The sequence below is a fragment of the Chlorogloeopsis sp. ULAP02 genome (assembly GCF_038404745.2).
Lineage (GTDB): Bacteria > Cyanobacteriota > Cyanobacteriia > Cyanobacteriales > Nostocaceae > Chlorogloeopsis.
In genome coordinates this window covers 122,155-149,147 of sequence record NZ_JAYKTT020000088.1, presented here as the reverse complement: position 1 = coordinate 149,147, position 26,993 = coordinate 122,155, and the positions used below count along the sequence as shown (strand labels likewise).

At 41.4% G+C, this 26,993-nt stretch carries 24 protein-coding genes, 1 tRNA gene and 1 pseudogene; 13 read left to right on the top strand and 13 right to left on the bottom strand.

The features are described from left to right. Positions 1 to 79 precede the first annotated feature (79 nt). Positions 80 to 1,708: a peptide chain release factor 3 gene (gene prfC / locus U2718_RS32595; RefSeq protein ID WP_341994361.1), complete on the bottom strand. Its 1,629-nt coding sequence runs from the start codon at positions 1,706 to 1,708 to the stop codon at positions 80 to 82. Between the two features lie 129 nt (positions 1,709 to 1,837). On the opposite strand from prfC, the gene U2718_RS32590 reads away from it, so the two are divergent. The 8 genes from U2718_RS32590 (at position 1,838) to U2718_RS32555 (ending at position 9,663) form a co-directional block, all read left to right on the top strand. Continuing rightward, entirely contained in the window at positions 1,838 to 2,179 is a 342-nt protein-coding gene (locus tag U2718_RS32590; protein ID WP_341994363.1) for a DUF4870 domain-containing protein, read from the top strand. A gap of 397 nt (positions 2,180 to 2,576) precedes the next feature. Further along, on the top strand, positions 2,577 to 3,557 hold the full coding sequence (gene hemB / locus U2718_RS32585; protein ID WP_341994365.1) for a porphobilinogen synthase: 981 nt from the start codon (positions 2,577 to 2,579) through the stop codon (positions 3,555 to 3,557). Between the two features lie 736 nt (positions 3,558 to 4,293). Then, positions 4,294 to 4,602, top strand: coding sequence for a helix-turn-helix transcriptional regulator (locus tag U2718_RS32580; RefSeq protein ID WP_341994367.1), 309 nt, complete (start codon positions 4,294 to 4,296; stop codon positions 4,600 to 4,602). Between the two features lie 510 nt (positions 4,603 to 5,112). Continuing rightward, positions 5,113 to 6,096, top strand: a complete 984-nt coding sequence (locus U2718_RS32575) for an alpha-ketoacid dehydrogenase subunit beta (RefSeq protein ID WP_341994368.1) — start codon at positions 5,113 to 5,115, stop codon at positions 6,094 to 6,096. A 119-nt stretch (positions 6,097 to 6,215) separates the two neighbouring features. Further along, positions 6,216 to 7,628, top strand: a complete 1,413-nt coding sequence (gene secD, locus U2718_RS32570) for a protein translocase subunit SecD (RefSeq protein ID WP_341994602.1) — start codon at positions 6,216 to 6,218, stop codon at positions 7,626 to 7,628. Next, on the top strand, positions 7,625 to 8,611 hold the full coding sequence (gene secF, locus U2718_RS32565) for a protein translocase subunit SecF (RefSeq protein ID WP_341994370.1): 987 nt from the start codon (positions 7,625 to 7,627) through the stop codon (positions 8,609 to 8,611). The genes secD and secF overlap by 4 nt, the downstream gene beginning before the upstream one ends. Positions 8,612 to 8,688: 77 nt before the next feature. Continuing rightward, positions 8,689 to 9,090: a hypothetical protein gene (locus U2718_RS32560; protein WP_341994371.1), complete on the top strand. Its 402-nt coding sequence runs from the start codon at positions 8,689 to 8,691 to the stop codon at positions 9,088 to 9,090. A 102-nt stretch (positions 9,091 to 9,192) separates the two neighbouring features. Next, entirely contained in the window at positions 9,193 to 9,663 is a 471-nt protein-coding gene (locus U2718_RS32555) for a GNAT family N-acetyltransferase (protein ID WP_341994373.1), read from the top strand. Positions 9,664 to 9,916: 253 nt separating this feature from the next. Here the strand turns inward: U2718_RS32555 and U2718_RS32550 are convergent, their stop codons facing one another. The 6 genes from U2718_RS32550 to U2718_RS32525 all read right to left on the bottom strand — a co-directional run bounded on the left by U2718_RS32550 (position 9,917) and on the right by U2718_RS32525 (position 14,962). Beyond that, entirely contained in the window at positions 9,917 to 10,840 is a 924-nt protein-coding gene (locus tag U2718_RS32550; RefSeq protein ID WP_341994375.1) for a HAMP domain-containing sensor histidine kinase, read from the bottom strand. Between the two features lie 260 nt (positions 10,841 to 11,100). Continuing rightward, positions 11,101 to 11,688: an L-threonylcarbamoyladenylate synthase gene (locus tag U2718_RS32545; protein ID WP_341994378.1), complete on the bottom strand. Its 588-nt coding sequence runs from the start codon at positions 11,686 to 11,688 to the stop codon at positions 11,101 to 11,103. Between the two features lie 48 nt (positions 11,689 to 11,736). Then, positions 11,737 to 12,651: a peptide chain release factor N(5)-glutamine methyltransferase gene (prmC, locus tag U2718_RS32540; protein ID WP_341994380.1), complete on the bottom strand. Its 915-nt coding sequence runs from the start codon at positions 12,649 to 12,651 to the stop codon at positions 11,737 to 11,739. A gap of 131 nt (positions 12,652 to 12,782) precedes the next feature. Further along, positions 12,783 to 13,583 (bottom strand): Tic22 family protein, encoded by an 801-nt coding sequence (locus tag U2718_RS32535; RefSeq protein WP_341994382.1) that lies wholly within the window; start codon positions 13,581 to 13,583, stop codon positions 12,783 to 12,785. A 548-nt stretch (positions 13,584 to 14,131) separates the two neighbouring features. Continuing rightward, a tRNA-Pro gene (locus U2718_RS32530) sits at positions 14,132 to 14,205 on the bottom strand. Positions 14,206 to 14,410: 205 nt separating this feature from the next. Then, the gene (locus U2718_RS32525) at positions 14,411 to 14,962 is read right to left on the bottom strand and encodes a GNAT family N-acetyltransferase (protein ID WP_341994384.1); all 552 of its coding nucleotides are present in this window, start codon (positions 14,960 to 14,962) and stop codon (positions 14,411 to 14,413) included. 316 nt (positions 14,963 to 15,278) lie between these two features. Between U2718_RS32525 and U2718_RS32520 the strand changes: the two genes are divergently transcribed. Together U2718_RS32520 and U2718_RS32515 are read left to right on the top strand one after the other, a co-directional pair. After that, a complete protein-coding gene (locus U2718_RS32520; RefSeq protein ID WP_289789022.1) occupies positions 15,279 to 15,998 on the top strand; it encodes a hypothetical protein in 720 nt (239 codons plus the stop codon). An 80-nt stretch (positions 15,999 to 16,078) separates the two neighbouring features. Beyond that, positions 16,079 to 17,104: an alpha/beta hydrolase gene (locus U2718_RS32515; protein ID WP_341994387.1), complete on the top strand. Its 1,026-nt coding sequence runs from the start codon at positions 16,079 to 16,081 to the stop codon at positions 17,102 to 17,104. A 30-nt stretch (positions 17,105 to 17,134) separates the two neighbouring features. Here the strand turns inward: U2718_RS32515 and tsaD are convergent, their stop codons facing one another. After that, positions 17,135 to 18,184, bottom strand: a complete 1,050-nt coding sequence (gene tsaD / locus U2718_RS32510; RefSeq protein WP_341994389.1) for a tRNA (adenosine(37)-N6)-threonylcarbamoyltransferase complex transferase subunit TsaD — start codon at positions 18,182 to 18,184, stop codon at positions 17,135 to 17,137. Between the two features lie 496 nt (positions 18,185 to 18,680). Here tsaD and U2718_RS32505 point away from each other — a divergent pair, with 496 nt between their 5' ends. The 3 genes from U2718_RS32505 (at position 18,681) to U2718_RS32495 (ending at position 20,203) form a co-directional block, all read left to right on the top strand. Next, complete coding sequence (locus U2718_RS32505) at positions 18,681 to 19,178, top strand: photosystem I reaction center subunit III (RefSeq protein WP_016879099.1); 498 nt, start codon at positions 18,681 to 18,683, stop codon at positions 19,176 to 19,178. 36 nt (positions 19,179 to 19,214) lie between these two features. Next, entirely contained in the window at positions 19,215 to 19,352 is a 138-nt protein-coding gene (gene psaJ / locus U2718_RS32500) for a photosystem I reaction center subunit IX (RefSeq protein ID WP_016879756.1), read from the top strand. Between the two features lie 332 nt (positions 19,353 to 19,684). Then, a complete protein-coding gene (locus tag U2718_RS32495) occupies positions 19,685 to 20,203 on the top strand; it encodes a photosystem I reaction center protein subunit XI (RefSeq protein ID WP_341994394.1) in 519 nt (172 codons plus the stop codon). Positions 20,204 to 20,488: 285 nt separating this feature from the next. Here U2718_RS32495 and gmk read toward each other — a convergent pair whose 3' ends face one another. From gmk to hetZ, 5 genes and pseudogenes are all read right to left on the bottom strand, one after another. After that, on the bottom strand, positions 20,489 to 21,088 hold the full coding sequence (gene gmk, locus U2718_RS32490) for a guanylate kinase (RefSeq protein ID WP_341994396.1): 600 nt from the start codon (positions 21,086 to 21,088) through the stop codon (positions 20,489 to 20,491). A gap of 172 nt (positions 21,089 to 21,260) precedes the next feature. Continuing rightward, the gene (gene remA / locus U2718_RS32485; RefSeq protein ID WP_016879096.1) at positions 21,261 to 21,527 is read right to left on the bottom strand and encodes an extracellular matrix/biofilm regulator RemA; all 267 of its coding nucleotides are present in this window, start codon (positions 21,525 to 21,527) and stop codon (positions 21,261 to 21,263) included. A gap of 538 nt (positions 21,528 to 22,065) precedes the next feature. Beyond that, complete coding sequence (locus U2718_RS32480; protein WP_341994604.1) at positions 22,066 to 24,390, bottom strand: DUF3488 and DUF4129 domain-containing transglutaminase family protein; 2,325 nt, start codon at positions 24,388 to 24,390, stop codon at positions 22,066 to 22,068. Positions 24,391 to 24,659: 269 nt separating this feature from the next. Further along, positions 24,660 to 25,632 (bottom strand): annotated as a pseudogene (locus tag U2718_RS32475) (PatU). Continuing rightward, a complete protein-coding gene (gene hetZ / locus U2718_RS32470) occupies positions 25,625 to 26,815 on the bottom strand; it encodes a heterocyst differentiation protein HetZ (protein ID WP_341994606.1) in 1,191 nt (396 codons plus the stop codon). The pseudogene U2718_RS32475 and the gene hetZ overlap by 8 nt, the downstream one beginning before the upstream one ends. Positions 26,816 to 26,993 lie beyond the last annotated feature (178 nt).

Here is a 26,993-nt window from a genome sequence, read left to right as displayed (position 1 = left end):
CAAGGGCGCGCTGCCTCCCCTACTAACCACTAATGTACAGATGCTTGGTTCATCGCGTCTCTATCTACTTACCATTTATTTAGCCTTCGACTAGCTGTTGCGCGGAAATTACTGGGGCGATCGCACTTAATTTTAAATCTGGATGATCTTCTTGCAATTGATGGCAGTTCCATTCGTTACGGAACAGTAGAACTGGTCGTCCCATACTGTCTTTGAATATGGTTGTATTGAATAAGCGCTCTACTTTTTTGAGAGCTTCCCAGCCATCTTCAACCCAACGAGCAACACTGTAGGGCAACGATTCTAGCAGAGTTTCCACTCCATATTCATTTTGTAAGCGGAATTGCACCACTTCAAATTGCAACTGTCCTACTGCTGCCAAAATGGGATCGCGCTTGGATTCATCCACTGAGTACATAATTTGTACTGCTCCCTCTTCGCGCAATTCAGAAACACCTTTTTGGAATTGCTTAAACTTAGAGGGGTTAGGGTTGCGAAGAATCGCAAATAACTCTGGAGAAAAATAAGGAATACCCTCATACTCCAGCTTTTGCCCTGTATAAATCGTATCACCGATCGCAAAAACTCCAGGGTTATTCAAACCGATCACATCGCCTGCATAAGCGACATCAATTGATTCTCGTTCTTGGGCAAAAAGTTTTTGTGGACGAGACAAGCGGACTGTTTTGCCTGTGCGGGCATGATTTACTGTCATATCTTTTTCAAATCTACCCGTACAAACGCGGATAAATGCCACGCGATCGCGATGTTTCGGATCCATGTTGGCTTGTAATTTGAAAACAAAGCCAGAAAACTCTGGATAAGTTGGGGCTACTTCACCAACACTGCTGTTATGCAGACCAGGTTTAAGGGCATATTTGAGGAAGTATTTCAGGAATAACTCTACCCCAAAGTTAGTCATAGCACTACCAAAAAAGACTGGTGTCATTTTGCCTTGATGCACCAACTCTAAATCAAGTTCTGGCCCTACTCCTTCTAACAGTTCCAAATCATTTTTCAACTGGTAGTACAGATCTTGTTCTAGAAGTTGCTCAATTCTAGAATCGCCCAAATCAACTACTGTATTTCGCGCTTCCTTACTGCCGTGAGCGCTCCTTTCAAACAAATGAATTTGCTGTTGCGTGCGATCAAAGATGCCCTTAAAGCGATCGCCCATGCCAATAGGCCAATTGACAGCATAGGTTTGCAATCCTAATTCTTGCTCAATTTCGTCCAAAAGTTCCAAAGGCTCTCTTCCCGGACGATCAAGCTTATTAACAAACGTAAATATTGGGATACCCCGCATCTTACACACTTCAAACAACTTCCGTGTTTGGGGTTCCAAACCTTTGGCAGCGTCAATTAGCATGACTGCATTATCTGCCGCCGCTAGTGTGCGATACGTATCTTCACTGAAATCTTGGTGTCCGGGAGTATCTAATAAATTAATCTGGCAGCCTTGATATTCAAACTGCAACACCGTGGAGGTAATCGAAATACCCCGTTGTTGTTCCATTGCCATCCAGTCGGAGGTAGCCTTGCGCTGTGCTCGTCTTGCTTTCACTGCTCCAGCTTCGTGAATAGCACCTCCGTATAACAGTAATTTTTCTGTCAGCGTGGTTTTACCAGCATCTGGGTGAGAGATAATTGCAAAATTGCGCCGACGCTCAACTGCTTTTTGCAGTTCCGATTGAAGCTCAGTTGTCATAACTATTTCAAATTGTAACTTAACTTAATTTAACTTTTTTCAACTTTAGCGAGTGTTTTAATCTTAAGACAATGATGCTCATGATAGGGTCTTAATATAACTACAACTTGAATGCGCGAGGTAAAAACAATGTACGACGCAGAAAAGCGAAAGCTGTTATCGGCATTGTCTCACGGAGCAATTTTTTTGAGTACAACATTCATATCTATTGGTTTACCCATTTTTGTACTATTTGTATCAAACGATCCTGTTGTCAAAGAGAATGCCAAAGAAGCAATTAATTTTCACTTTAATGTCTGGTTTTATGGAGCAATTATTGGCGTACTAGTTTGGTTATCATTTGGTTTACTTGTGCCTTTAGCATTTCTTGGATTTTTACTCCATTGGGGATTAACAATTTGGGCGCTTTTCCACGTTCTCACTGATGCCGAAAAGCCTTTTCGCTATCCATTCATTTTCCGTCTGGTCTAGCAAAAATTTGATTTGGAACTAAGTCAAAAGCTTCATATACTAAAGATCATCTAAAAAGGCGATTGCTAAATCGCTGGTACTTGCAAATGTGTAATGGGTAATAAATAATTCTTTGATTACCAATTACTATTTGACCTCACACTAACCTCATAGCGTAATCATGATTTTTTGATGAAATCCATCTGCAACTGTGATGGAATTTCTAATATTGTTTTTTTATGCCCTTCAACAAGAGAGATGGCAAGCAAGCTGTAAAATACAAAATTGCCCCACAGCGAGCTGTTAGGGCAGAGGACAGTTAAGCGCTGTTTGCAGTTTGTTCTACTTGAGGAAGGTTTTGCCCTAAATTTGTGACGCTTTGTCATTTGTCCATTTGAGTTTTTGTTTATAAAAATATATGTTTCCCCAACATCGACCCCGCCGTCTCCGAACCCATCCTCAATTGCGCCGGATGGTACGTGAAACTGTATTAACAACCAGCGATCTAATTTACCCTCTGTTTGCCGTACCTGGCGATGGAATTGCCAATGAAGTTAAATCTATGCCCGGTGTCTTTCAACTATCGGTAGACAAGATAGTTGAAGAAGCCAAGGAAGTTTACGACTTAGGAATTCCTGCAATTATTCTTTTTGGCATTCCCACAGACAAAGATGTTGATGCTACTGGCGCTTGGCATGATTGCGGTATTGTCCAAAAAGCTGCTACTGCTGTCAAGCAAGCAGTTCCTGATCTCATCGTCATCGCTGATACCTGCCTTTGCGAGTATACAAGCCACGGTCATTGTGGCTACCTGCAAGTCGGGGATTTGACAGGACGAGTTTTGAACGATCCTACCTTGGAGTTACTCAAAAAAACCGCTGTCTCTCAAGCTCAAGCTGGAGCAGATATCATCGCACCATCAGGAATGATGGATGGATTTGTCCAAGCAATTCGCAGTGGATTGGATGAAGCAGGCTTCCAAGATACACCAATTTTATCCTATGCTGCTAAATATGCTTCAGCTTACTACGGCCCGTTTAGAGATGCTGCCGAATCAGCACCGCAATTTGGCGATCGCCGCACCTATCAAATGGATCCTGGAAACGCCCGCGAAGCCATCAAAGAAATTGAACTGGATATCGCCGAAGGCGCTGATATGCTCATGGTTAAGCCTGCTTTGGCTTACATGGATATTATCTGGCGTGTAAAAGAAGCTTGTAATTTACCCGTTGCCGCTTACAATGTTTCCGGTGAGTATTCTATGGTAAAAGCTGCTGCCCTGAATGGTTGGGTTGATGAAGAACGCGTTGTTATGGAAACTTTAACCAGCTTTAAGCGAGCTGGTGCTGATTTGATTTTAACATATCACGCCAAAGATGCAGCGCGGTGGTTGGGGTAAACAAACTTTGCTTCTAAGGGAAAAATTTCGGTCTGGGTAACTTGCTTGTAAATCTCACGCATAGGCGCACTAGATACAAAAAGTTTGTGCATCTATAAAGGTAGATTTACGAATTGCAGCGATCGCTCTCTTGTGGAACTTGGTAAAATACCCGGACTAGTGTTAGAACAATAGGACTGTGTAATTGCAAATAAATTATCGCAATCACTTTAGTAGTATTCCACCACATTGATTTTGACAGATCGCAGTGTTCAGTTCCCTGACTTTTTAAAAAAGTCGGGGAGCTATAAGCCTGTTAATTTGCGTGGCAGGCTACTCGGCATCAAAAATAACGAGAGACTTGATTCGGCAATTACAAGAACTTTTGGCGAAACACCCATAACACAATAAATTTACTAATGTGGCAAATAAAACCTGTTGTGGCTTGGGGTTGTTTGCGATCACTCTCTAACTACATTAGGTGCGCGTTTAAACTAGGTTTATTCTCTCACTGACACGTGCATAAAAGTCTTTGCGTTGCCGGAGATTAGTTCCCAACCACCTTTTTAGATAAAAATCTCCGAGATTGTGCAGAAATAGACTTTGCATAGCTCTTTTTCTGTCACTTTAGCTGTTTGTCATAAAGTAGGGCGATCGCTTATAAAATAATATAGTTAATAATATATTTTCGGTTGGCATTTTTACGTCAATTGATTTAATAAATGTATTCAAATAAATGTGAAAGGAGCATTAGGATATGGATATGCAAGTCCTGAGAGAACGTGCGGGACTTAGTCGTGCAGAAGTTGCCTTCAGGCTTGCAATCAGTGAAACTAGTGTTCGCAACTGGGAAGCGGGACGTACCGAACCCACAATGACACCAAAAAAGTATTTAGAAGCGTTGAGACTGTTTAAATGCACGCCTGAAGAACTGGCAGCAGCTAGTGAAAAATCAATTAATCAGCGGCACAAACGTAAACCAGGAAGACCAAGAAGATTTCCTGCAAATCAGGTAAATCAGGTTTCTGCCTTACCTGATGCTCCTGCGGCTGAATTAAGACTGTAGCTTGTTGAGTTTGAAGATGGCTAGAAGTTTACATCTCTTCTATGCACAGAGATAGTAAAATTTTTGAACAGTGAAGCTACAATTAACGTAATCTTGCAATATCGGATAATACCGCTGATGAAAAACTTTATCTTAGTTAAAGTAACTCATCAGAACTTTGATCAGGCATATCCAGCACACAAAAAAGGACAGGCTTCTTTTTGATATGGCTGGTTTAAATAAGAAAGTGAATGATATTAGCTTCAGAAACGGTCTTGGAAAAAGGATAACAGTGCTGTTCAGAGGTTTTTTATTCTGAATGGAAAACAGATGAATTAACAGTGTCTTTTTTAGGACAAATGATGTTGTGCAACAATCCGTTTCTTAGTGTCAATTTACAGGCAAACTTAGGATAGTGCAGCATTTAAGTACAGATGTTCGTCATTTGACGAGCAACTCGTGCGATTGCTCACCGTAATTCATAGCAGAAGCGCGATAAGATTCTAAAACAATCATCGCATTAGAGGTCTAATGGCAGAAACATTATTATTCAACGCCCTACAGCAAGCCATTGATGAAGAAATGGCGCATGATTCAACAGTATTTGTACTTGGTGAAGATGTAGGACACTATGGTGGTTCCTACAAAGTTACCAAAGACTTATATATAAAATACGGCGAATTACGAGTTTTGGACACTCCCATTGCCGAAAACAGCTTTACTGGATTAGCCGTGGGAGCAGCGATGACTGGGTTGCGTCCAATCATCGAAGGTATGAATATGGGCTTTTTGCTTCTTGCCTTTAACCAAATAGCTAACAATGCCGGGATGCTACGCTATACCTCCGGTGGTAACTATAAGATACCAATGGTAATTCGCGGCCCTGGTGGTGTGGGACGGCAATTAGGAGCAGAACACTCCCAACGCCTAGAAGCTTACTTCCAAGCCGTGCCTGGCTTGAAAATTGTTGCTTGCTCTACACCTTATAACGCCAAAGGACTACTCAAAGCAGCAATTCGCGATGATAACCCAGTGTTGTTCTTTGAACACGTCCTGCTTTATAACTTAAAAGAAAATCTACCAGAAGAAGAATATTTACTACCCCTAGATAAAGCAGAAATTGTGCGTCACGGTAAAGACGTAACAATCCTTACCTACTCTCGGATGCGTCATCATGTCATGCAAGCCGTAAAAACTTTGGAAAAAGAAGGTTACGATCCGGAAGTAATTGATTTAATATCTCTCAAACCCCTTGATTTGGATACCATTGGGGCATCTGTGAGAAAAACCCATCGAGTCATAATAGTTGAAGAGTGCATGAGAACAGGGGGCGTTGCAGCAGAAATCATTGCCTCAATCAATGATCGCTTTTTTGATGAATTGGATGCGCCAGTACTACGGCTTTCTTCTCAAGATATCCCCACGCCTTACAACGGCACATTGGAAAGATTGACAATTGTTCAACCAGAGCAAATTGTCGAAGCTGTGGAAAAAATGGTTGCTTTACGAGTTTAGTAACTATGGTTAATGGTTAATTGCGATTAACCATTAACAACCAACAGCAAAAAACTTAACTCTTCACTCATAACTCATCAAAGAGCGTTATTATAGCGTTTGTCGCAGTGAGTGATGGTATGCAAAGACAGCGATCGCTATTAGCTTTAATTTTAGTTTTGGTAATTGCCGCGATTGGGGTAATTGCCAATATTCCCGTACCACTAGGATTAGACTTACGGGGAGGCTCACAGCTGACAATTGAGGTGAAAACAACACCAGAAATTCCCAAAATTGGGGAACGAGAATTAGAAGCTGTTAAAAAAGTAGTTGAAGGGCGCATTAACAGTCTAGGTGTCTCCGAGCCAGTTATTCAAACAGTTGGAGAAGACAAGATCCTAGTACAACTACCGGGAGTTAACGATCCACAGCAAGCAGAAAGAATTCTTGGGGGTACGGCGCAGTTGGAGTTTCGCCAACAAAAGCCAAATACAGAAGCCCAATTATTTGCTTTAAATGCATCGCGAGCGGAACTGAGATTAAAGCAAAAACAGTTAATCAGCTCCAATGACGCCGCAGCAATTCAAAAAAATCAAGAAGCACTAAAAAATAATAGCGAAGCGATCGCCGAATTATTTGAAAGTACTAACCCTCCACTGACTGGTAAATTTCTCCAAGATGCCTACGGTGAACCCACCCAGGGCAATAATTGGAATGTTGCAATTCGCTTCAATCAGCAAGGTGGTGAACTATTTGCCCAATTAACTAAAAATTTGGCAGGTACTGGTCGCAGTATCGGTATTTTCCTTGATAATGAATTGATTAGTTATCCAGTTGTTGGCCCAGAATTTGCAAATACAGGTATTACTGGTGGCGCTGCTGTGATTACTGGCAACTTTACACCACAAGATGCAAACGAATTAGGTATCAAGCTCAAGGGAGGCTCTTTACCTGTACCAGTTGAGATTGGCGAAATTCGTACAGTTGGTGCAACCTTAGGTCAAGATAGCATTCTCAGCAGTATCTGGGCAGGCGTTGGAGGACTGACTTTAGTATTAATATTCATGGTTTTATATTACAGACTGCCGGGATTGATTGCGGATCTATCCCTTATCATCTATGCTCTACTTTGTTGGGCTTGTTTCATTTTATTGGGCGTCACTCTCACACTACCAGGGATTGCAGGCTTTATTCTTAGTATTGGTATGGCAGTCGATGCTAATGTACTCATTTTTGAGCGTACAAGGGAAGAATTGCGAGCAGGCAAAAGCCTTTATCGTTCTGTAGAGTCAGGCTTTTACCGTGCTTTTTCCAGTATTTTAGATAGTAATGTCACCACTTGGATTGCTTGTGCGGCTTTGTTCTGGTTGGGATCTGGTTTGGTGAAAGGTTTTGCTGTAACCTTGGCTTTAGGTGTGGCAGTAAGTATGTTTACAGCAATTACCTGTAGCCGAACATTGATGTTTTTAGCGATTTCATTACCATCCTTACGTAAGCCTGAGTTATATTGTCCTAATCTGCCAGCCTCCAATAAGGCAGAGGTGGCTCGATGAAACTAAGTATCAACAAATCGCGATCGCTATGGTGGGCTGTTTCTGCCGCCATCATTCTCACGGGAATCATCTCAATGGTGATTTCTTGGCAAAATCCCGATATTCGCGCCCCCCTACGTCCTAGTCTGGATTTTGTGGGTGGTACGCGCTTGCAATTTGAACGAGATTGCAATCAGCCTGGTAACTGTGATCAGCCCATTGACATCAATGTTGTTCGAGAAGTAGCAAAAGAACAAGGTTTGGGTGATAGCAGTATCCAAATTGTTGCAGATAAAGAAACTGGTAAAGATAACGGTGTATTAATCCGTACCAAAACCTTGGACGTCGAGCAGCGTACTAGGCTACAAAACGCGATCGGTGAAAAAATAGGCACCTTTGATCCACAAAAAAGCCAAATTGACACAGTTGGCCCTACAATCGGACGGGAACTTTTTAGAAGTGGTGTTATTGCTTTGATTGTTTCCTTCGTTGGCATCATTATCTACTTAACTTTCCGCTTCCAGCTTGACTACGCTGTCTTCGCCATCATTGCCCTTTTTCATGATGTACTGGTTACGGCAGGAGTTTTCTCAATATTGGGCTTAGTGCTAGGCATAGAAGTAGACAGCTTATTTGTCGTTGCCTTACTCACAATTACAGGTTTCTCGGTAAACGATACTGTGGTGATTTATGATCGGATTCGAGAAACGCTGAAATTGACTCCCGATCGCCCGATCGCTGATATCGTAGATGATGCTGTTAATCAAACATTGACAAGGTCAATCAATACGACATTAACTACTTTGCTAACCTTATTTGCCATCTTTCTATTTGGTGGAGAAACCCTAAAAAACTTCGCTTTAGCCTTGATTATTGGTTTTGTAGCAGGGGCATATTCCAGTATTTTCATTGCCAGTACTCTGCTGGCTTGGTGGCGAGAACGCAAAGGTGAATCAGTTGGCATTACAACAGCCGAGTCTATGGATGCGTCTGCCGATCAATAGCTAATAGTTTATTTGTTAGTTATTGGTTTTTAGTTGTTTAAAAGTACGACTAACCACCGATCGCTACTTCAGTGCATATGGAGCAACCGGAAAAATTTTTAGACACAGAAAACTCTAATTTATCTTTTGCTAAACAAGTTCAAAGGCTACACAGACTCACCGTATACGGCAGGTGGTTATTTGTCGGCTTTCTTTGGCTTACTATTGCCCCTGTTTCATTGTGGCATCTACGTGAAGAAATAGTGCTGTGGCGGCAATACTTTACCTGGGTAGCAGTCAGATACGGACTTGCCTACCATCCCATTGCTACCGTTGGTTTAGCTCTTTGTATTGGTATGACTGTTGCTATTTTAATTTGGCAAAGCCGGAATATCTTGCTAGGTTTACCACAGCAAGAAAAGCAACGCCTTGAACAACAAGTATATCGAATCCGCCAGCAAGGGCCGAGCCATCCTCTCTGGAAGTGGATTTGTCATTAAATCTTGAATTATTCTCTAGAAAACTAGTTGCGATCCAAGCCTAAAGGCTGTATCTTGCAAAGCGGAAGTCATCTCAGATACTGCATAAACGTGGTGCGATTTATGAATTCTGCTCAGATTCAGTTTAGCGATCGCAAATCAAAAATAGATCTATATCAACTCCAACAGTTGTTGAACCTAGCAGCTTTTTGGGCAAAAGGGCGCAGTATCGAAGATTTGCGCACAGCCATTGCTAATAGTGATCCCGTTATTACTCTTTGGGATGGACAAAAACTAATTGGCTTTGCTAGAGCAACTTCTGATGGTATTTATCGTGCCACTATTTGGGATGTTGTCATTCATCCTGACTACCGTGGTAATAAGCTTGGAAGTAAGCTTGTAGAAACAATATTAAGCCATCCTCGCATTAACCGGGTAGAACGTGTTTACTTAATGACCACTCACCAACAGCAGTTTTATGAAAAAATAGGCTTCCAACACAATACTACAACTACGATGGTATTGCAAAATCAATCTCACCTTGGTTCCCTTGCATCTGGAGAAATACAGCTTCAAGAAACATCAAATTATTAAAGGCATTAAAGGCAGAGGGCAGACGGCACAGAGAAGTCAGAGCGGAGGTTTCCTTCGTGAGCGTCAAGCCCTGCGGGCATGGCTGCGCGGTAAGCGCAGCGTGTCGCCTTGTGACTCAGCTCCTCCACAAGGAGGCTCTGAACTTCAAAGAGGCAGAAGGGAAAAGGTTATTGTACTTAGTTTTTCTTTAAGCAGAGCATAAGAGTGTAAGGGGAGAAAGTCTTTTGTTGAAGAGTGAATCAGGAAAATAAAATTAGTGATTCTGCGCTCCTACACCCTTAGTCACTAAGGGAATAGAAATTTGTAGCCTAATTGTATCTTCAGTTGGTGCTTGCACATCAGCAAAAGGAATAATTTCCAAGTTGCTCCCCATTACTTCTAATAAGACTTGAGCAAGTAACAAGTTCATTCCTGGTAATAATTTCGGGTTTTCTGCGTCGATTTGAGATAGTAGGTGTTCTGATTTAATTAAATCTATTGACTCACTTTGAGAAACAGTATAGGAAGGCACATCCAACCAGATGTGAACCAAATTACTTGTAGGTGCAACTTGAGAAGAAATATAAATGCTGCCTTCCTCCATTTGAGCAATGACAGCTTCGATTAAATATAGTAATACTTGTCTACACCAGCGAAAATCTATAAAAATTTGAATTTCTGGATCGGGTAGTAATACCTTAAAGGGAAAATTGCGATTTTCCGCTAGCATATAAGTTAAATCGTAAACTTCTTGTAAGAGTTCAGCTAGCGATTGCGATTGCAGATCTAGTTTACTTGTGCCATGTTCTAACCTGGCAATATTCAAAATTTCATCTATTAATTTTAAGAGCTTTAATGCCCTTTCCTGAGCTTGGTGGATAAATTCTCGCTCTTCTTCTGGATTCTCACACAAATTGGATAAAATTAACTGATGCAACCCAATTAAACCATTAATGGGCGATCGCAAGACATGGGTAGTCCGTGCTAAGAATCCTGCTTTAAACTGGCTCATTTCTCGTGCCATATGATAAGCCAGTTGGGTTTGCTTGAGTTGTTCTTGGAGTTTTGCTATGTTCTGCTGTTCTACTGGCAATACTAATGATGAACTAGATGAATTTTTTGTCCGCAGCAGTAACCTATTCACACCCAATCCTAATAATAATCCTGCTCCTAAATAGATCCAATTACTCCAGTCCATAATTTATTTAGCAAAAATATTAACTTTTTAATTGACCACCAAGGCGTAGATTAAAGTTCCGGAGTAGTTTTAATAGAACAGGTATTTTGTTGATTTTACAAACCAGCTAAAGCATCCACTAGTTGACGCAACACTTTACGGCGAACGCGTCTACTGCCTCCTGCTCTCTACCTTATTTTCAAGCCAGAGGCCCATGTGATTAAATTACACAACGAGGGAATGAAAATCTCTTTCCCTGTTCCCTATTTTCAAGCCAAATCTCAAACTAACTTAATTCCACCTTGCCGTAAAATTTGCCAATCTTTCCCAGTCCATTTAGCAACAGTAGAAGGTACTCCATTTCCCGGTATTTCATTTTCGCACTCATTTGTATACAATGTCAGGACTTCGGGAAATTGAGCTTCGATTTCTGCCATTGTTTGTAAAGCTGGTTGACCTGATAAATTAGCACTAGTAGTAGCAAGTGGCCCTGTTTGTGCCAAAATTTTTTGAGCGATCGCACGATTAGGTACACGAATACCAATTGTAGTTGGATCGGTAGGATTCATAACTTTTGGCACCAGTGGTGAGGCAGGTAAAACTAGAGTTAATGCTCCCGGCCAGTGTTGATCCGCAACTTGCTGCCAAATTTGATACTCATATTTATTACCAGTGACAAAAGACCAAAGTTCTTTTGCCCTAGCCGCCATCAATATTAAAGGTTTATCCTGACTGCGCTGCTTGGCGGTAAAAATTAATTCTCCCTGCTCTGGTATAGCTGCCAGCGCAGGAACGGTATCTGTGGGAAAGCTTACTAATTTACCTGCTCGTGCTTCAGCTACGAGTACATCTAAGGAAACTTGCGTCATCTTGAAATGATGAATTACAAATTGTGAAACTTATTTATATTTCATCATTCATAATTTCTTGGCAAGAGCGAAGCGTTCAATCCCAGCTAAATCGCTGTGAATTTCAATATCGCTATAGCTACCATGATTTTGCAGCATTTCTCGCACTGTATCTGCTTGCCCTGCCATCATCTCTACCAGCCACACTCCACCCGGACGTAAGTAGGTAGAAGAAGTTTCTATTAAATGACGTATACAAGCCAAACCATCAGCACCTCCATCTAATGCCAGTTTCGGCTCATGATTCATCACTTCTGGTTGCAACTCAGGCAAGATAGTGGTGGGAATATAAGGCGGGTTTGACACCATACCACTAAACTGTCCTTTTAAAGATTCTAGTGGTTCCCACCAACAACCGTGATAGAAATGTATGCGATCGCCAAAACCATAATTTTGAGCATTTTGTTGAGCAAGTGAAAGAACTTCTCCAGAGCAGTCAATAGCGTGGATTGTCGCTTCCCTAAAGGCATCTGCAAGCCCAAGGGCGATCACTCCACTGCCGGTTCCTAAGTCTGCCCAATGTCCTTGTTCTAGGCGCAAATTTTCCTGACTCTTGCAAACAGCGGCAACTGCTAGATCAATTAAACACTCTGTTTCTGGTCTGGGAATTAAAACCGCAGGTGACACTACAACCTTAAACTGTCGCCAAGGTGTAACTCCAGTAATGTATTGTACTGGTAGACGCTCATGCAGACGTTTGTGCCACAGCGCCTCTAATTCTTCTAAAGGCAGCCGCAGTTGAATTTTCGGCCAGTCTTTAAACAACTCTAAACGCAGTGCCAAACGATCTAAGCCAGCAACCTCTTGTAACAACCAATCTACTTCAGCAGGTGGCACATCAGCAGCGATCGCTGAGTGAATCGCTTTTGTGCGCCACTGCCAAACCTGTAAACCAGAAATATCTTTTGGCTGTTTTTCTGCCATACATTAACAGTTAACAGTTATCAGTTATCAGTTAATTCACCTAACTAAAGTGTAGGGAATTTGAACCAGGAAAATGAATTCTCTTTCTCCTGTCCATGACTCTGATTTTGATAACTGTTCACTGATTTTGTTTATTTTTTCTGTTGAGCAGGCGGTGCTTGGTTAGAAGCACTATTTTTAGGAAGTGATTGGATATACTGTCTAGCCTCTGGAGACGGGAAAAAGACTACTTGCTCCAGCCACTTATCGTTTTTCTCCTGTAAGGTTTTTACAATTCCATCAACATCCACTACTTGGATATCAGCTTTGGGGAACTTTTGCTTCACCTGCTTCAACAAATTGTCTGCGTCTTGCTTGCTTGTAAACAGAGGAATATATTCCTTCTTATCAGAACCCAACTCAATTGGGACATACCCTTTATCTGGTGCGAATCTCACAAGAAAAATAGGTACGCTCCTAAACTGTTTTATGTCTTGACCACTTTGCCGCAATAATTCCATTGCTCCTTGAATTTCCCGATCTACGGGTTTGAAAGCAAAGAACAGACGATTTGGCTGATTTTTGGATTTTTGCAATTGCTGATAAATGACTCCCAGCGGTACTGCTGTTACCTGTAGACTTTTTAGCATTTCTGCTTTCTTTGGGTCTTTTTCTGGAGCATTCCGTAGCTGGTTGACAAAAGTTTGAGCTTCTTGCTGGCTCATATAAACACCTGTCACCGAGCTACCTTTTTGGGCATTTTGTCCTTCTAAGGGACGACTGAGTGGCAAGCCTTGAGGATTTGTGATTAAAAATACTGGCACTTGATCCAGTATTTGCTTTATTTTTTGCTCTGATAATGCTAGTACTGGGGCGTTTCCGCTTAAAAAAGTTGACAGCAGAGTACTCCCCACTAAACCTAATGTTGTACCCCAGCGAACCAATAAATTCATGACTTCTCCTAGCATCAATACTTCAATCAAGTCACATGAACAATAAAATTGGCACAGCACCAACTAGCTTCAGTTATGATATCCCGATCACCAGTTGATCGTGCTTGGATTTGTCAATTCACCTTGAGATTGACTCCAAAATACTGTAGATAGATGCTTGTTATATTTTGCCTCCAGGCGAAGAGAAATTCTCCGCGACTGAAGACGACAAATGCCATTTTATTGCTTTTACTTGGCATCGTTGACTCTACAGGATAGTAAATAGTTCCATCCATCATAATCAACTCAAGTGTTAAATCTTACGTTAGATTATCAAAGCTATAGAAATTTAGTTTTTATTTTTGTTAATTTAATTAGACTTTTTTAAAAATAACTAGAATTACCTGAAGTAAAAATACGTATCTTTTGGGAATTATAAATTACTTATATTCTTCTTAGCTCATCCAACATTAAAATATAGTCAAGTTTTGTTTTTGTTGCTTAGAGAATGTAAAAAACTCTAGAACCTATAACCAGCTCTAGAGTTGTAAAAAACTATTGTATTTAAGTCGGGATGACAGGATTTGAACCTGCGGCATCCTGCTCCCAAAGCAGGCGCGCTACCAAGCTGCGCTACATCCCGATTTCACTATTCTACAACGAATTGCGCGTTTGCAGCTAATCACATTAAAAAGTGTACGGCAAATTATATGCACTCTTTTAAAGAGTATAAGCAAGTTGGTTGTCTGTCAATTACTATGTAAAGCCTGTGCTCAAAATTTCGTACTTTAAAATCCCTGCAAGCATGATTAAACCTAATGACACCAATAGCTGTTGTTACGTAGAAGTTATTGGGGATACCAGAACATACCTTTAATGCCTTCTGGGTCAGACATGAAACCCAAACTTCGATAGAAGTCTACAACATGGGGATCAGCAAACAGAGTGACATTGCTAATTTCTTCACCCCTAAGTTTCTTAAGCACGTATTTCATCAGCGCTTTACCCAGCCCTTTGCCTTGGAATTCTGGATGAACTACCACATCCCAGATAGTGGCATTAAATGCATGATCTGAGGTAGCACGGGCAAAACCAATGAGCCGTCTTTGATTTCCTCGCACTTGCCACATTGAGGCAACGAGAAAACTATGCTCAATAGCTTTTTTTACTTTTCTTAAAGGACGACGCGACCAACCGACGGCATCACAAAGTTCTTCAAGTTCGTATAAATCAATATCTCGTTCTGTGCTAAAAACAATGCGAGCCTCCTGCGAAGGAGCTCCACTAACGCTAGTGGCACCAGAGTTGCTCGCAGCTTCTACTGTATGCTCTTCAAAAGGAGTTGTTTTTGTTGTCGTGAACGGTTCAGAAGTACTAAACCAAGTTTTCCAAAAACCCATGCCAGCGTGGTTCGGGTAGTATAACTGAATTGGTTTCTAATGAAAGAGTGTTGATTAACGTTTTACTGAACTACCCATTTTTGCTTCCTAACACTTTTATCTTTAAATTAAGTGTTGTTGGAACTCGCAATGGTCTGTGTTTCAGAAAGCGCTGATTTCACACCAATCATTTTCAACTTTAGCATTTTGTAGTAAATGCTAGGAGAAATTAACCAAAGGGATAACAATCCAAGACGAAATTGTACATTACGCAATTGTACATAACAGCTATGAACGCTTTCGATTTGATGACAGCAAGTAAGACTTACACCCAAAGATGGCTTCTGGTTTAAAATCTTCTACATTAGAACTCCTAAAGCGCTTTAACCGCGCTTTCCCCCAGTTTTACGAACAATTTGTCAGCAGTGAGATTCAACTGCAAAATTTGCGATTAGCCTACCGCTTATATAAATCTAGACGTGCCGTGATCGAACTGAAACAAGAAGGTAGTAAAAGTGCTTTACATTTTGCTTACCGCAATCAGTCGTTTCTCCTCAGCGATATTTTTGGGGTGCTGGCAGCTTACGGACTAACAATTCACGGTTTGAGTTTATACGGTCAGATTAAACCGCCAATGTTGGTGTTTATCAAGCTCCTCGTTTCTCGTGGCAGCAAAGTTCTGAGTGAGAAAACCTCAGAAAACGTCTGTCGTGCGATTCGAGAAGCTTTAGCAGGGCGGTTTGAAGTCGAAGAGATGCTGGCGGTAGAATTCAATCTTGATACAGGTCTAGAGCAAGTACAAACAGAATTCTACGTCGATCCAGTCTTTCATCTTCCTGCTTTAGTAATTGAAGCTGATAACCAACCGGGACTCTTTTACAAAGTGATGTACGCTATTTGGCAAGAAGACCTTTTGGTAGTGAATGCTAATTTGCTAGTTTGGCGTGGACGCACACGCTTAATACTCTATTTATTAGGGCCAAATGAAAGTCTGATTCCAGAATATCTAGGTCACAAAATTGCTGAAGGGGTAAAGCAAAGATTGTTAGGCAAATGAGTCAATAGTCATTGCTTTGAGATTCATCACTACCACTTACTTTCTTCAATCGCACTCGCTGTTAAGGGTACGATAGAAGTATGGCTACCATCGAAATCTTGGGCGTTCCACACGCATACGAACTTACGGCTCCTACGTCCTGCCCTCATACTCTAGTGTTTGTTCATGGTTGGCTCAACAGCCGTGGATACTGGCAACCCTTAATTTCCCGTTTGTCTGCTACTTTTCAATGTTTATCTTATGATTTAAGAGGTTTTGGCGAGTCCCAGCCCAACGGGAAAATAGATATTACTCGTGAAGTGAATTCTTTGTACCTAAGTTCCAATGATGGCAGTGATTTTATTGATCCCTTTGATTCTCTTTATACGCCAGCTGCTTATGCACGAGATTTAGCAATTTTGTTAGAACAGCTTAATATTACCAGTGCTTGGCTCGTTGGTCACTCTTTGGGAGGGACGATCGCTCTTTGGGAAGCCGCCCAAAACCCCGATCGCGTCCAGGGAGTAATCTGTATTAACGCAGGTGGTGGTATTTATCTTAAAGAAGCTTTTGAGCAATTTCGCTCGGCTGGACAACGATTTTTGCAGATTCGTCCTCGCTGGCTCTGGCAACTACCTTTGATTGATTTGCTCTTTAGCAGGGTAAGTGTGGCGCGTCCTTTGGAGCGTCATTGGGCGCGCCAACGGGTAATCGATTTTGTTGTAGCCAACCCAGAAGCAGCCTTAGGAACTCTGCTAGACTCTACAACTGAGGAAGAAATCAACCGCTTACCTCAGCTTGTATCCCAACTGAAACAGCCAGTTTACTTCTTAGCTGGTACTGAAGATAAGGTGATGGAGCCAAAGTATGTCCGTCACTTAGCTAGTTTTCATCAGTTATTTCAATACTGTGGTGACAATGTAATTGAAATTCCTAATTGTGGACATTTAGCAATGTTAGAGCAACCGGATGTGGTTGCAGCTCACATTGTTTCTATTGTTGCTCCGCAACCTCAGGCAGAGAGTGAGAGAGTAGAAGAGGGTGAGAGTAAGAGAGTGGGAGAGTGGGAGACAAGGGAACAAGGAGAGGGAGAGAAAATATTTATACATCAGAAGAACGCAGAATGAATTGATATCCTGGGTATTGAATTCTGGGTTCTAGTTCCTTGATTGATACAACTGCATTACATCTGTGAGTCCGAGTCGCGATTGGACACTGAGTGTGAGGGGGGATATATGCCCTCGATTCAGATGATCGGCTGCGGCACACCCAATCATGGCGGCGTTGTCAGTACAAAATTTTAAAGGCGGAAACAATACACGCAAGTTGTGCGCTGTTGCTGCTGTTTGCAAGTGTTGTCTTAAACCACTGTTGGCTGCTACACCACCACCCACAGCAATAGTATCCAAACCGTAGTTGAGAGCACAGGCGATCGCTCGTTTGGTGAGCGATCGGGCTACCGTATCCTGAAAACTAGCTGCCACGTCTGCCACTGGTATAGGTTCCTGCTGTTTTTCCAACTGCTGTACCAACCGCAAAACAGCTGTCTTTAAACCACTAAAACTTGCATCGTAGGGATGATACCCGCCACTAGGTAAGGAAACTTTCCCTTCTGGTAAACTAAATGCCTGGGGATTTCCCTGTTGTGCTAAACAATCAATAATAGGCCCACCTGGATACCCTAATTGCAATAGACGCGCTACTTTATCAAAAGCCTCTCCAGCGGCATCATCACGGGTTTCACCCAGAGTTTTGTAATCACCACAATCATTAACGTAGATCAAGCTTGTGTGTCCACCGGAAACAAGTAAGCTCAAAAAAGGAGGTTTTAGCGCAGGCTCACTCAAATAAGTCGCGTAAATATGTCCTTCTAAGTGATGAACACCCAAAAAAGGCTTATTGTAAAGCATGGCTAGAGTCTTGGCAGCAGTTAAGCCAACTAGCAATGCCCCCACCAACCCAGGTGCACAGGTGGCAGCGATTCCATCAATTTCCTCCCAGCCAAGCTGGGCTTGTTCCATTGCTTGAGCGATCGCTTCATTAATTGTTTCTAAATGCTGCCTAGAAGCGACTTCCGGGACTACACCCCCATACCGACTATGGACAGGAATCTGAGAGGCAATGATACTACTTCTCAGTAGCCGATTGCTAACAATTGCGACAGCAGTTTCATCACAGCTGGTTTCGATTGCTAAAACGGTTGCCATTACACAGTTACGCCTAATAAAGACTAGTTTGAGAAACTTTAACTTTTATTTACTTTAACTTTACTCGGTTCACAGGCAAGAGTATGATTGCCTTAGACTCAAAACCCGACAAAATAACAGGAAATACAAGCATATTGGTCAGATTAACTTCTGTCAAAAGCCCAGTTAATCCTGTTTTAATTGTGGATTCCACTCCACAAACTCACATAAAGACAAAATGGAAACTTCGTATTTCTATTAGTCTTTAAAATTGAAGATGCTGCTTAAAAAGTGAGTTAGAAATGGATACAATTCTCTCTCACCGCAGTTACAAATAAGGCTGTCATGGTTCAGCCATTGGGCATAAATCCCACAAACATAAAATAAAGGTAATCTCAGCTTTTACCTGTATTTTATGAAACTATAATGACTTGATAGTTCTGCAAATCAAAATTGTACAAGCCGCTTCGTTTTGTACAAGAAATATATTTGTTTCGTCATAAAAGGAAACAATTCCATGCGACGCTTGTTTGCTTTGATTTTAGCGATTTTTCTTTGGTTCAACTTTGCTCCGTCTGCGAAGGCACTAGGAGCAGATCTCGTTCCTTGTAGTGAATCTCCTGCTTTCCAACAGCGAGCACAAGTTGCTCGCAATACTACAGCCGATCCACAATCCGGCCAAAAGCGATTTGAGCGTTATTCTCAGGCTTTGTGCGGGCCAGAAGGTTTACCTCACTTGATTGTTGATGGTCGCCTAGATCGTGCTGGTGACTTTTTGATCCCCAGCATTCTATTTTTGTATATTGCGGGCTGGATTGGTTGGGTAGGTCGCGCTTATTTACAAACAATCAAGAAACAAGGAGGCGATGTCGAACAGAAAGAAATCCAAATCGAAGTTCCTTTGGCATTGCCAATCATGCTATCCGGGTTTGCTTGGCCAGCAGCAGCAATTAAAGAGTTGCTCTCTGGTGAATTAACAGCCAAGGATGAAGAAATTCCTGTTTCACCACGTTAGTTCAGCTGTACTTATTCAATCATTGGAGATTAATTCATGAATAACCAAAGTCCTTTCTTAAAGTTTCTGAGTACAGCACCAGTAATCACAACAATCTGGCTGTTCATTACAGCAGGAATTTTAATTGAATTTAACCGCTTTTTCCCTGACCTGCTTTTCCATCCGTTACCATAGATTGCTAACGGTTTTTAATAGTTGAGATCATGATGAGTGGTTAGTGGTTAGTGGATGGTTGTGAAAACTAATAACAATCAGCTACTAACTATTAACTACTAACTATATGATTATATAACAGCAATAGTTAAAAATAATTAATTCATAATTAGGTAGTTAAAAACTTTTTAGTCTTGTAATGCTGGACACAGCATATGCTTTTCATATTCTTAAAAATAAATATAAATAACTAAATTAATTTTTCTAAACTTAACGTTCAAATAACATATCAAACTAGGATTATTATTAATATAAAATGTTGCCACCATATTATTTAGAGGCGAAAATCAAATATGGCGCAAGCAGTTGATGCATCAAAAAATTCTCCTAGCGATCCTAGAAATAGGGAAGTAGTTTTTCCAGCATTCCGCGATCCACAAGTTGGTAATCTAGAAACACCAATTAATTCTTCTCCCCTAGTGAAGTGGTTCATTGGTAACTTGCCTGCTTATCGCCCTGGTATCACTACCTTTAGACGGGGTTTAGAAATAGGCATGGCTCATGGTTACTGGATTTTTGGGCCTTTTGCTAAATTGGGCCCCCTGCGGAACACAGTCAATGCTAACTTAGCTGGTTTACTTGGAGCTTTAGGCTTAATTGTGATTTTGACTGGTGCCTTATCCCTTTATGCTAATAGTAATCCTCCTCAGCCAGTTAAGAGTGTAACGATACCAAGCCCTCCCGAAGCTTTCCAATCCAATGAAGGCTGGAATGGTTTTGCCAGTGCTTTCTTAATTGGTGGTATTGGCGGTGCAGTAACAGCCTACTTTTTAACTACCAACTTGGGACTAATTCAAGGTTTGTTTGGTTAATTTAATGATGCGTGATTTGTGATTTGTTAGTGGATAGTGGTAAATAACCAATTACTGTACGGGCGGGTTTTGTTGGTTAACTTTCGATTCAAACCGATAACTTATCTTCTAAACCCGCACGCGGCTGTGCTACCCGAAGGGTAGCCGCAAGGGCGCACTGGCTACCCTACCAACTACTAACTACTAACAAAAACTAAAGGACACAGAGATTAGGCATTGCTTTTTCTTTGTGTCCTTTTTGAGTTTTTAATAAAAAGAATCAGGTGATTCTTTAGAAGTAAATAATTAACCAAACAAAACTGCTTCTATAGAATTGAGAGCTGTTTCAAAATCGTCATTAACGATTTGAATATCAAATTCATTGGCAGCATTGATTTCTTCTTGAGCACGGTTCAAACGGCGGGCGATCGCTTCTTGTGAATCTTGTCCTCGACTGCGTATCCGTTTCTCTAATTCATTAAAAGACGGCGGCAGAATAAATATACTAAGAGCGCTAGGAAAGGAGCGACGAATTTGTCGTGCACCTTCTAGCTCTATTTCCAAAACAACCAATTTGCCAGAACAAATTTGGTCGATGACTGGTTCGCTGGGAGTACCGTAATAGTTACCAGCAAATTCTGCCCATTCTAAAAATTTACCAGCCGCTACTAATTGTTCAAATTTACTGCGGCTAATAAAGTAATAATCCTTGCCGTCTACTTCTCCTGTACGGGGAGAACGAGTGGTAGCAGAAACAGAATAATATAGTTCTGGATGACGCACCAGAAGCGATCGCATTAAAGTACCTTTACCGACACCACTCGGCCCTGTCAAGACAATTAGCTTGCCAGGAGAAGGGCATTCTTTGGTATTAGCACCACTCTTAGAGGATAAAACTTGCATCATCCGCTTAACCTGTGAATTAATCAATAAAACTATTCATCGGTCATTAGTCTATTGGAGTTGGCAAGAGACTGTTGACTAATGGTTTTTGTAGCATGAGTGACAAAAACTTGTCTAATTCACATGTTACTGCTGATACTGCACCAATCAAGGTAAGTTTTTGACCCACCTTAATTTAATTATCTACCACATGATGATCGCGGGAAATTACAAAGCGATTCGCTACCGTTTCTGGCTGAATTGCCGAGAGAATAACATGGCTGGAATCAGTAATAATTACAGCCCTGGTACGGCGACCGTAAGTTGCGTCAATAAGTTGGCCTCGATCTCGTGCATCTGTAATAATCCGCTTAATCGGGGCAGACTCTGGACTGACAATGGCAACTACTCGGTTAGCAGAAACAATGTTGCCGAAACCGATGTTGATTAACTGAATGTCCATAAAAAACTGACACCAAATGCGGTGTGAGAAGCTTATAAATAACTAATTTCCATGTTATCCCCAAAAAATTGCACTTACAACGTCTATTTTCACCTTAGCTTTTGTTTTTAAATAAGAAATGCTTTTTTTAGCTATTTCTCAAATCATTCATCTAAAAATCATACTCAAGATATAGGTAAAATAAAACCATTCAAGCTATTTAAAAAGTTTTATCAACTCAATGCTTCAACTTGAACTATTTAACTAGTTTCCTAACAAGTACAATACAAACAAATTAATATTAAACATCTAGAGAATCTATAATCACTTCACAAAAACGCTAATGCTGTGGTCAGATTAAAAGAGAAAATAAGCTCATCAGTTTAATTTTGAAAATTCCATCGGCTGTAGTGTAGCCCTTCAATCAAGTTTTCTCAAGTTCAAGGCATCAATCTATTTGTGTACGCGCTACCTTACGCGCCCGCTCCGGCACCCTCTCCTTACCAAGGAGAGGGCTGGGTGAAGTTATTTGATGATGGGCTTTTTAACGGACATAATATTACCTATCCCTGCGCGAGTTGACTTGTTGCCATCGTTGTCGCAGTCTGTGCAAATCAGGGGTATAACCACCATAACGCCAGCTAACGTAGGCTTGGCAGATGTCATCTATTACCTCAGCCGTTTCTACTGAATGATGTTGATATGAAACTTTGGCATACTCAAGCGGTGTTTGTGCGGGATGCTTGCTCAAACCTTTTTTATTTGCCCATAACAGCATTTGTTGATAAAGGTTTTCCATTGGCGGTAATTTCCTCAAGCTAAGACGATGGAACCATTCTCGCCACTGACTCCAAGCTAGCCAACCTAAAAAAGATATGATTGTCGCTAAGATTAAACCAGTGAAAATTCCCAGCCAACCTTTGAAGAATAGTGATACAAACCAAGAAAAAACTTTGCTGATCCAAGTGAATATTGTCCCAAATATATTGTTAAGTAATCCTGTCACCGGAGATGGTAACCACCCAGCAATCCAATTCCAAAATTGACGCAAGACACTAAAAGTCTGAATTTCTTCTAGAGATGGAGGAATCAAAGGATGATTGGGAATAGGATCAAAAGCAAACCAGCCGTATTTAGGAAAATACACTTCTGTCATTGCATAAGCATCAGTGTTGCGGACGACATACATCCCAGTAAACGGGTTAAACTCTCCAGATGCAAACCCGGCTACCAACCTGGCAGGAATCCCAATAGAACGCAGCATCACCGTCAGCACTGTGGAAAAATGATCAGGATAGCCACCTTTGTGCTTAAACAAAAAAGCTTCTACTAAGTCTTCGTTTTCTGCTAAATAAGGTAAGTCTAAAGGATTGTCTGGAATTTGATAGTTTTGCTTCAAGTATTGAGCCAAATAAAGAACCTTTTCATAGGTAGAATCTAGCGATTTATTTGACTGACTTACCTTTTGTTGGTTGTAGTTAGCTAATATTTCTTCTGTGCGTTTGCGTACTTTGTCGGCGATTTCTGAGGGTATTTGTAAATAGTAATCTTTAAAACTTTGTGGATATTTAGTTGAAGCTTTTCCTAGCAAAGTTCGATCGCGGTATGGCACCTGTGAAATGACAGTGTAAGTCATGCCTTCTGATAATCCTACCGGCGCTCGCAACCCGTCTTCTGAATCTACTGCAATTATTGGTGTCGGAAAGTAAATTTCTTTAGGATATGCCATTGCTGGAATCAAGTTAGGCAAATCCGACACCACCGTGTAAGTTTGCACTACTTCTTTGGTTTTACCAATACTGGTTAGTAGGTTGAGAAAAATTTGATAACTCCAAGGCGATCGCTTGATGCGTTTGACTTGCTCATTGCGCGAAATCTCCCATCCCTTACCTGTGTAACGATCAAATGCTAGTACCCGCCAAAAACCTTCTGCTTGTGATCGCACCCGCATAACTACCTTGGGTTTCATCTCACCCCGCAGGTTTTGGTTCATCTGACTATTAAAACCGTAATAAAAACTATCATCTACTTTTCCCGGCTTGCCACCGCCATTGCCGTTTTCTGTGCCGCTACCACCATCGCCTTGATTCTGATTTTTCCCTTGGCGCACATAACCGGGATTGATAATGCTACGCCCTGTAAAATTACCTTTAACGTTAATAGCAGAACTGACTGGAAACATCCGCAACTGATAACCAGGAAAGCGGGGTAAAACAGCAAAAATTGCTAAACCTAGTCCAACAACTATCAAAAAATTAAAAATTAAAAATCTAAAATTAAAAGAGGAACTCCCAAAAATTGGGGAATTCCTCGGTTGGAAGTGTTCACGCTCAATCTTGAAATTCTCTAAACCGAGTCGGGAACGATAATCTAGCACTAAAGTAGGCAGGGCGATCGCTAAAAACAATAGCAAGATAGGAGCAAATGCTAAAGTCTGACTGAGCGTAGCTGCCACCCCGATGAGAATTAGCCCGATCACAATTGAATAACCCAAATCCTTGCGACGGGGCATATCAAAGCAGTGCAGTACTTGCAGTTGAATTAATAATTCTGCTAAAGCCAGTCGTGTATCATTTGATTCTCCCACCAATCGCCCTAAAAAAGCACCTAGTGCCACTAACATGCCAATGGCAATACAGAATTTAACCGAAATATTGCGATCGCAGCGACGGTAATAGCTCCAAATTCCACCCACTAAACTCAAGGGTAATGCCCACAAAGTGAATTTAGTCTCGGCGGCAATATCCGTTGCCACAACACCTATAATTACCAACGCTAGCACTAGCACCCTGAAGGTAATTGAATCTTCAACATCTGCCAAAGGCGACTGCGGCGTTGTTTGCCGCCATTTATTACCCAAAGGTAGACGCCAAAGCGAACTCATCCTGGAAAAGTTAAACATTGTGATTAAAAAGCAACTGATGGTGATATTGAGCACAGTAACTGTGTCAACACTACTGATACAGTACTAGCACAATGCGAGTGAGATACACTGTACTCCCTCGCATCAAAAGTTGCTTTTTCATTGCAGCTGCTTGTAGACGCCCTAATAACTTTTTCTTAAAAAATTAAGTTGGTTTCAGAACCAGGATGATACTAATCTCATAACAACAGCTTTGATTCAGTTTTAGTGCTAGCGATGGCACTTTTCGGCTATGAGGTGGGAATAATTACAAACGACAATGGCTGTTGATCTATTTCTTTCAACTCTATTGTCAGAGTGTAAGTCTGGTTCAGCTGTATGCCACTTAGTTCAACACTCAAGCAACCCGGAGTTGAACTCTCTGCTTTAATTTGCGAACCATTTCCTTGAATTTTTATTGACCCTTTAGAGGGTAAATCACCTTGAACCCTGAGTATGCCTACTTGACCTTGAAGTTGGTATTCTACACTTAAGTTTAAAACACCTAAGCTAGTTAGCCATTGTCTGACTAAAGGTTCAGTACTTGAAACATAGAGAGTCAGACTCTCTAGCAGTTGTTTTGCTGCCAACAACGACAACAACATCTGCTGGCGTGGCTGTAAATCTGCATAGTCACCTTCCAATGGTGGCAACTTGATTTTTTTACTACGAGTAGCACCTGTTAGCACCACTCCAGCCAAATTGTTTAATGTTTGGAATTCGTTAGGGAAAAAGTTTTCTACAGCCTGAATTAATTTTGGCCCTAACAGCGACGAAGATGTTATCAATGCTTGACATTTATCAAGCAATTGCCGGAAAATACTATCCGGTAGAAGTATTGGTAGATCAAGATTCGACTGTTGTGCTGCCCACCCCCAAGTAGGAACTAATACAACAGCTGGCTCGTCTAAATACTCCGGATAATCCGTTATGTGAGTTTCCCAAGGAAATAAAGGTGGTTGGCTCTCAGTTTGACTTTGGAGCCGACGTTTGAGAACAGCTTGAAAACGTTCTTGCACAGTAGGAATTTCTCCCAATTGAAAGGTCTGGAGCTTCGACTCCGACTCTTGAGAACTACTTGCGAATGTAGTAGCTCCCTAGAGAGGGTTTTTCACTCCGTGGGTGTCCTTACGTTCTACTTTTTATAAAATCTCTTGGGTTGTCAGAATCTGTCAATAACCAAGATAAAAAATAGTGTTGTAAGGATTCTGAGTCACTATTCATTGGTAGAAGCAGTCGATCCGGATACTAGGGAGTTACGAATTTCCCAAGCTTGTTCAAGAATTTTAAACCAGCGTTTCTGAAGTTGTGCCATTGACAATCCTAGAGTTTTAGCGATTCTTTCATCAGGTTGTCCCTGTTGCTTCAGTTCTAATAAACACCGCTGCTTTTCGTCAAGTTGTTCAGTATATACCTGCCATTGTTGGGGAGTTAAACCCAAGTTGGTGTGTAAATCCGCTTCCAACCATTCATGAACTAACTCCCAACGATGCAATAAAGCAAATCGAATTAAATGATATTTAAAGCGTTGCTGTAAATAGTCTCTTTGACGGGGGGTTAAACCCAAGATCGTCTCGATTTCTTGGGCTGATAAATCCTGAAGTCGGAGGGCAAAATAATCAGCACAATCATTCTGTTGCCGTTCTTCGAGATAATTCATCAATTCTGCAATTACAACCGATCGCAATGTCTCTTCTTGAGCTTCTGGTTCTGGTTGTGTCGCCATTGCAGTTCGTAATTGCTGTACTGCTGGATCTTCCCAAGAACCATCGGCTTCATTTCCACTACCTTCTGCGGCTTGCTCTATGTCTACACAAGTCTCTGGGGGTTGCTGTTGTGAGAAAGTTTGTGCTCGGAGGATAATTAATTGCTGCTGACGCCCTGGCAGGGGAATTCGTCGCTTGCCATAGCGCTCGGTAAATGCCATGTACTCTGCTAGTTCCAGCAGTGTCTGAGGACGATAGCTCGCTTCTAGTTGATTCTCACGCCGAAAAGCATTTAATGCCTCTAGATAAAAACTTTGTAGAAAATCTTCAATAACTGTTAGTCGCCCCTGATAGCTCAATTGTCTTTGTGGCGGATTAATGTAGCGATAAATGATTGCACTTAAAGTACTGTGTAATTCGACCCTACCCCGATTTGAACCCAACTGATAGTACCTTAGACACTGTTGCAGGCGATGTTTAGCTAGAGCCATTGCTGAATTTTCTACAGAACCGGAAGCCTGAATGCGTTTGCTTTCATGGCAAATCCGGTAGACTTCAGCTGCAATCCGCATCGCTACTGCGCGACAGTTCTGTTGAGAAGCTTTGGTTGACTGCTGAAGTTCTTGAAATAGGAATGGAAATATCGCCTCCACGCCAATAGAAAGTTCTCCCTGAATAGTTGTGGTTGCGGCTGATTTTATCATCTCGTGTTTAAAGTGTCCCTAAAATTAAGCATTTACAACCTGTATAGCTAGGGGTATTGGGTTAGGAGCTTTGCGTGTAAGCTAAACGCAGGTAATCCTAACTTAAGGATGTGGCTGGATTTACGATTCCCAATTATTGTTTGATTGTTGGCACAGCCATTGCAGTTACAGCCAA

Coding starts and splice junctions, on each gene's coding strand:
- prfC (WP_341994361.1), bottom strand. CDS start 1,708: ATGACAACTGAGCTTCAATCGGAACTGCAAAAAGCAGTTGAGCGTCGG.
- U2718_RS32505 (WP_016879099.1), top strand. CDS start 18,681: ATGCGACGCTTGTTTGCTTTGATTTTAGCGATTTTTCTTTGGTTCAAC.
- tsaD (WP_341994389.1), bottom strand. CDS start 18,184: ATGGCAACCGTTTTAGCAATCGAAACCAGCTGTGATGAAACTGCTGTC.
- U2718_RS32560 (WP_341994371.1), top strand. CDS start 8,689: ATGGAGCAACCGGAAAAATTTTTAGACACAGAAAACTCTAATTTATCT.
- secD (WP_341994602.1), top strand. CDS start 6,216: ATGCAAAGACAGCGATCGCTATTAGCTTTAATTTTAGTTTTGGTAATT.
- gmk (WP_341994396.1), bottom strand. CDS start 21,088: ATGATGCAAGTTTTATCCTCTAAGAGTGGTGCTAATACCAAAGAATGC.
- remA (WP_016879096.1), bottom strand. CDS start 21,527: ATGGACATTCAGTTAATCAACATCGGTTTCGGCAACATTGTTTCTGCT.
- prmC (WP_341994380.1), bottom strand. CDS start 12,651: ATGGCAGAAAAACAGCCAAAAGATATTTCTGGTTTACAGGTTTGGCAG.
- U2718_RS32520 (WP_289789022.1), top strand. CDS start 15,279: ATGGCTTCTGGTTTAAAATCTTCTACATTAGAACTCCTAAAGCGCTTT.
- U2718_RS32580 (WP_341994367.1), top strand. CDS start 4,294: ATGGATATGCAAGTCCTGAGAGAACGTGCGGGACTTAGTCGTGCAGAA.
- U2718_RS32495 (WP_341994394.1), top strand. CDS start 19,685: ATGGCGCAAGCAGTTGATGCATCAAAAAATTCTCCTAGCGATCCTAGA.
- U2718_RS32515 (WP_341994387.1), top strand. CDS start 16,079: ATGGCTACCATCGAAATCTTGGGCGTTCCACACGCATACGAACTTACG.
- U2718_RS32555 (WP_341994373.1), top strand. CDS start 9,193: ATGAATTCTGCTCAGATTCAGTTTAGCGATCGCAAATCAAAAATAGAT.
- psaJ (WP_016879756.1), top strand. CDS start 19,215: ATGAATAACCAAAGTCCTTTCTTAAAGTTTCTGAGTACAGCACCAGTA.
- U2718_RS32550 (WP_341994375.1), bottom strand. CDS start 10,840: ATGGACTGGAGTAATTGGATCTATTTAGGAGCAGGATTATTATTAGGA.
- U2718_RS32545 (WP_341994378.1), bottom strand. CDS start 11,688: ATGACGCAAGTTTCCTTAGATGTACTCGTAGCTGAAGCACGAGCAGGT.
- U2718_RS32590 (WP_341994363.1), top strand. CDS start 1,838: ATGTACGACGCAGAAAAGCGAAAGCTGTTATCGGCATTGTCTCACGGA.
- U2718_RS32575 (WP_341994368.1), top strand. CDS start 5,113: ATGGCAGAAACATTATTATTCAACGCCCTACAGCAAGCCATTGATGAA.
- hemB (WP_341994365.1), top strand. CDS start 2,577: ATGTTTCCCCAACATCGACCCCGCCGTCTCCGAACCCATCCTCAATTG.
- U2718_RS32525 (WP_341994384.1), bottom strand. CDS start 14,962: ATGGGTTTTTGGAAAACTTGGTTTAGTACTTCTGAACCGTTCACGACA.
- U2718_RS32535 (WP_341994382.1), bottom strand. CDS start 13,583: ATGAATTTATTGGTTCGCTGGGGTACAACATTAGGTTTAGTGGGGAGT.
- secF (WP_341994370.1), top strand. CDS start 7,625: ATGAAACTAAGTATCAACAAATCGCGATCGCTATGGTGGGCTGTTTCT.
- U2718_RS32480 (WP_341994604.1), bottom strand. CDS start 24,390: ATGAGTTCGCTTTGGCGTCTACCTTTGGGTAATAAATGGCGGCAAACA.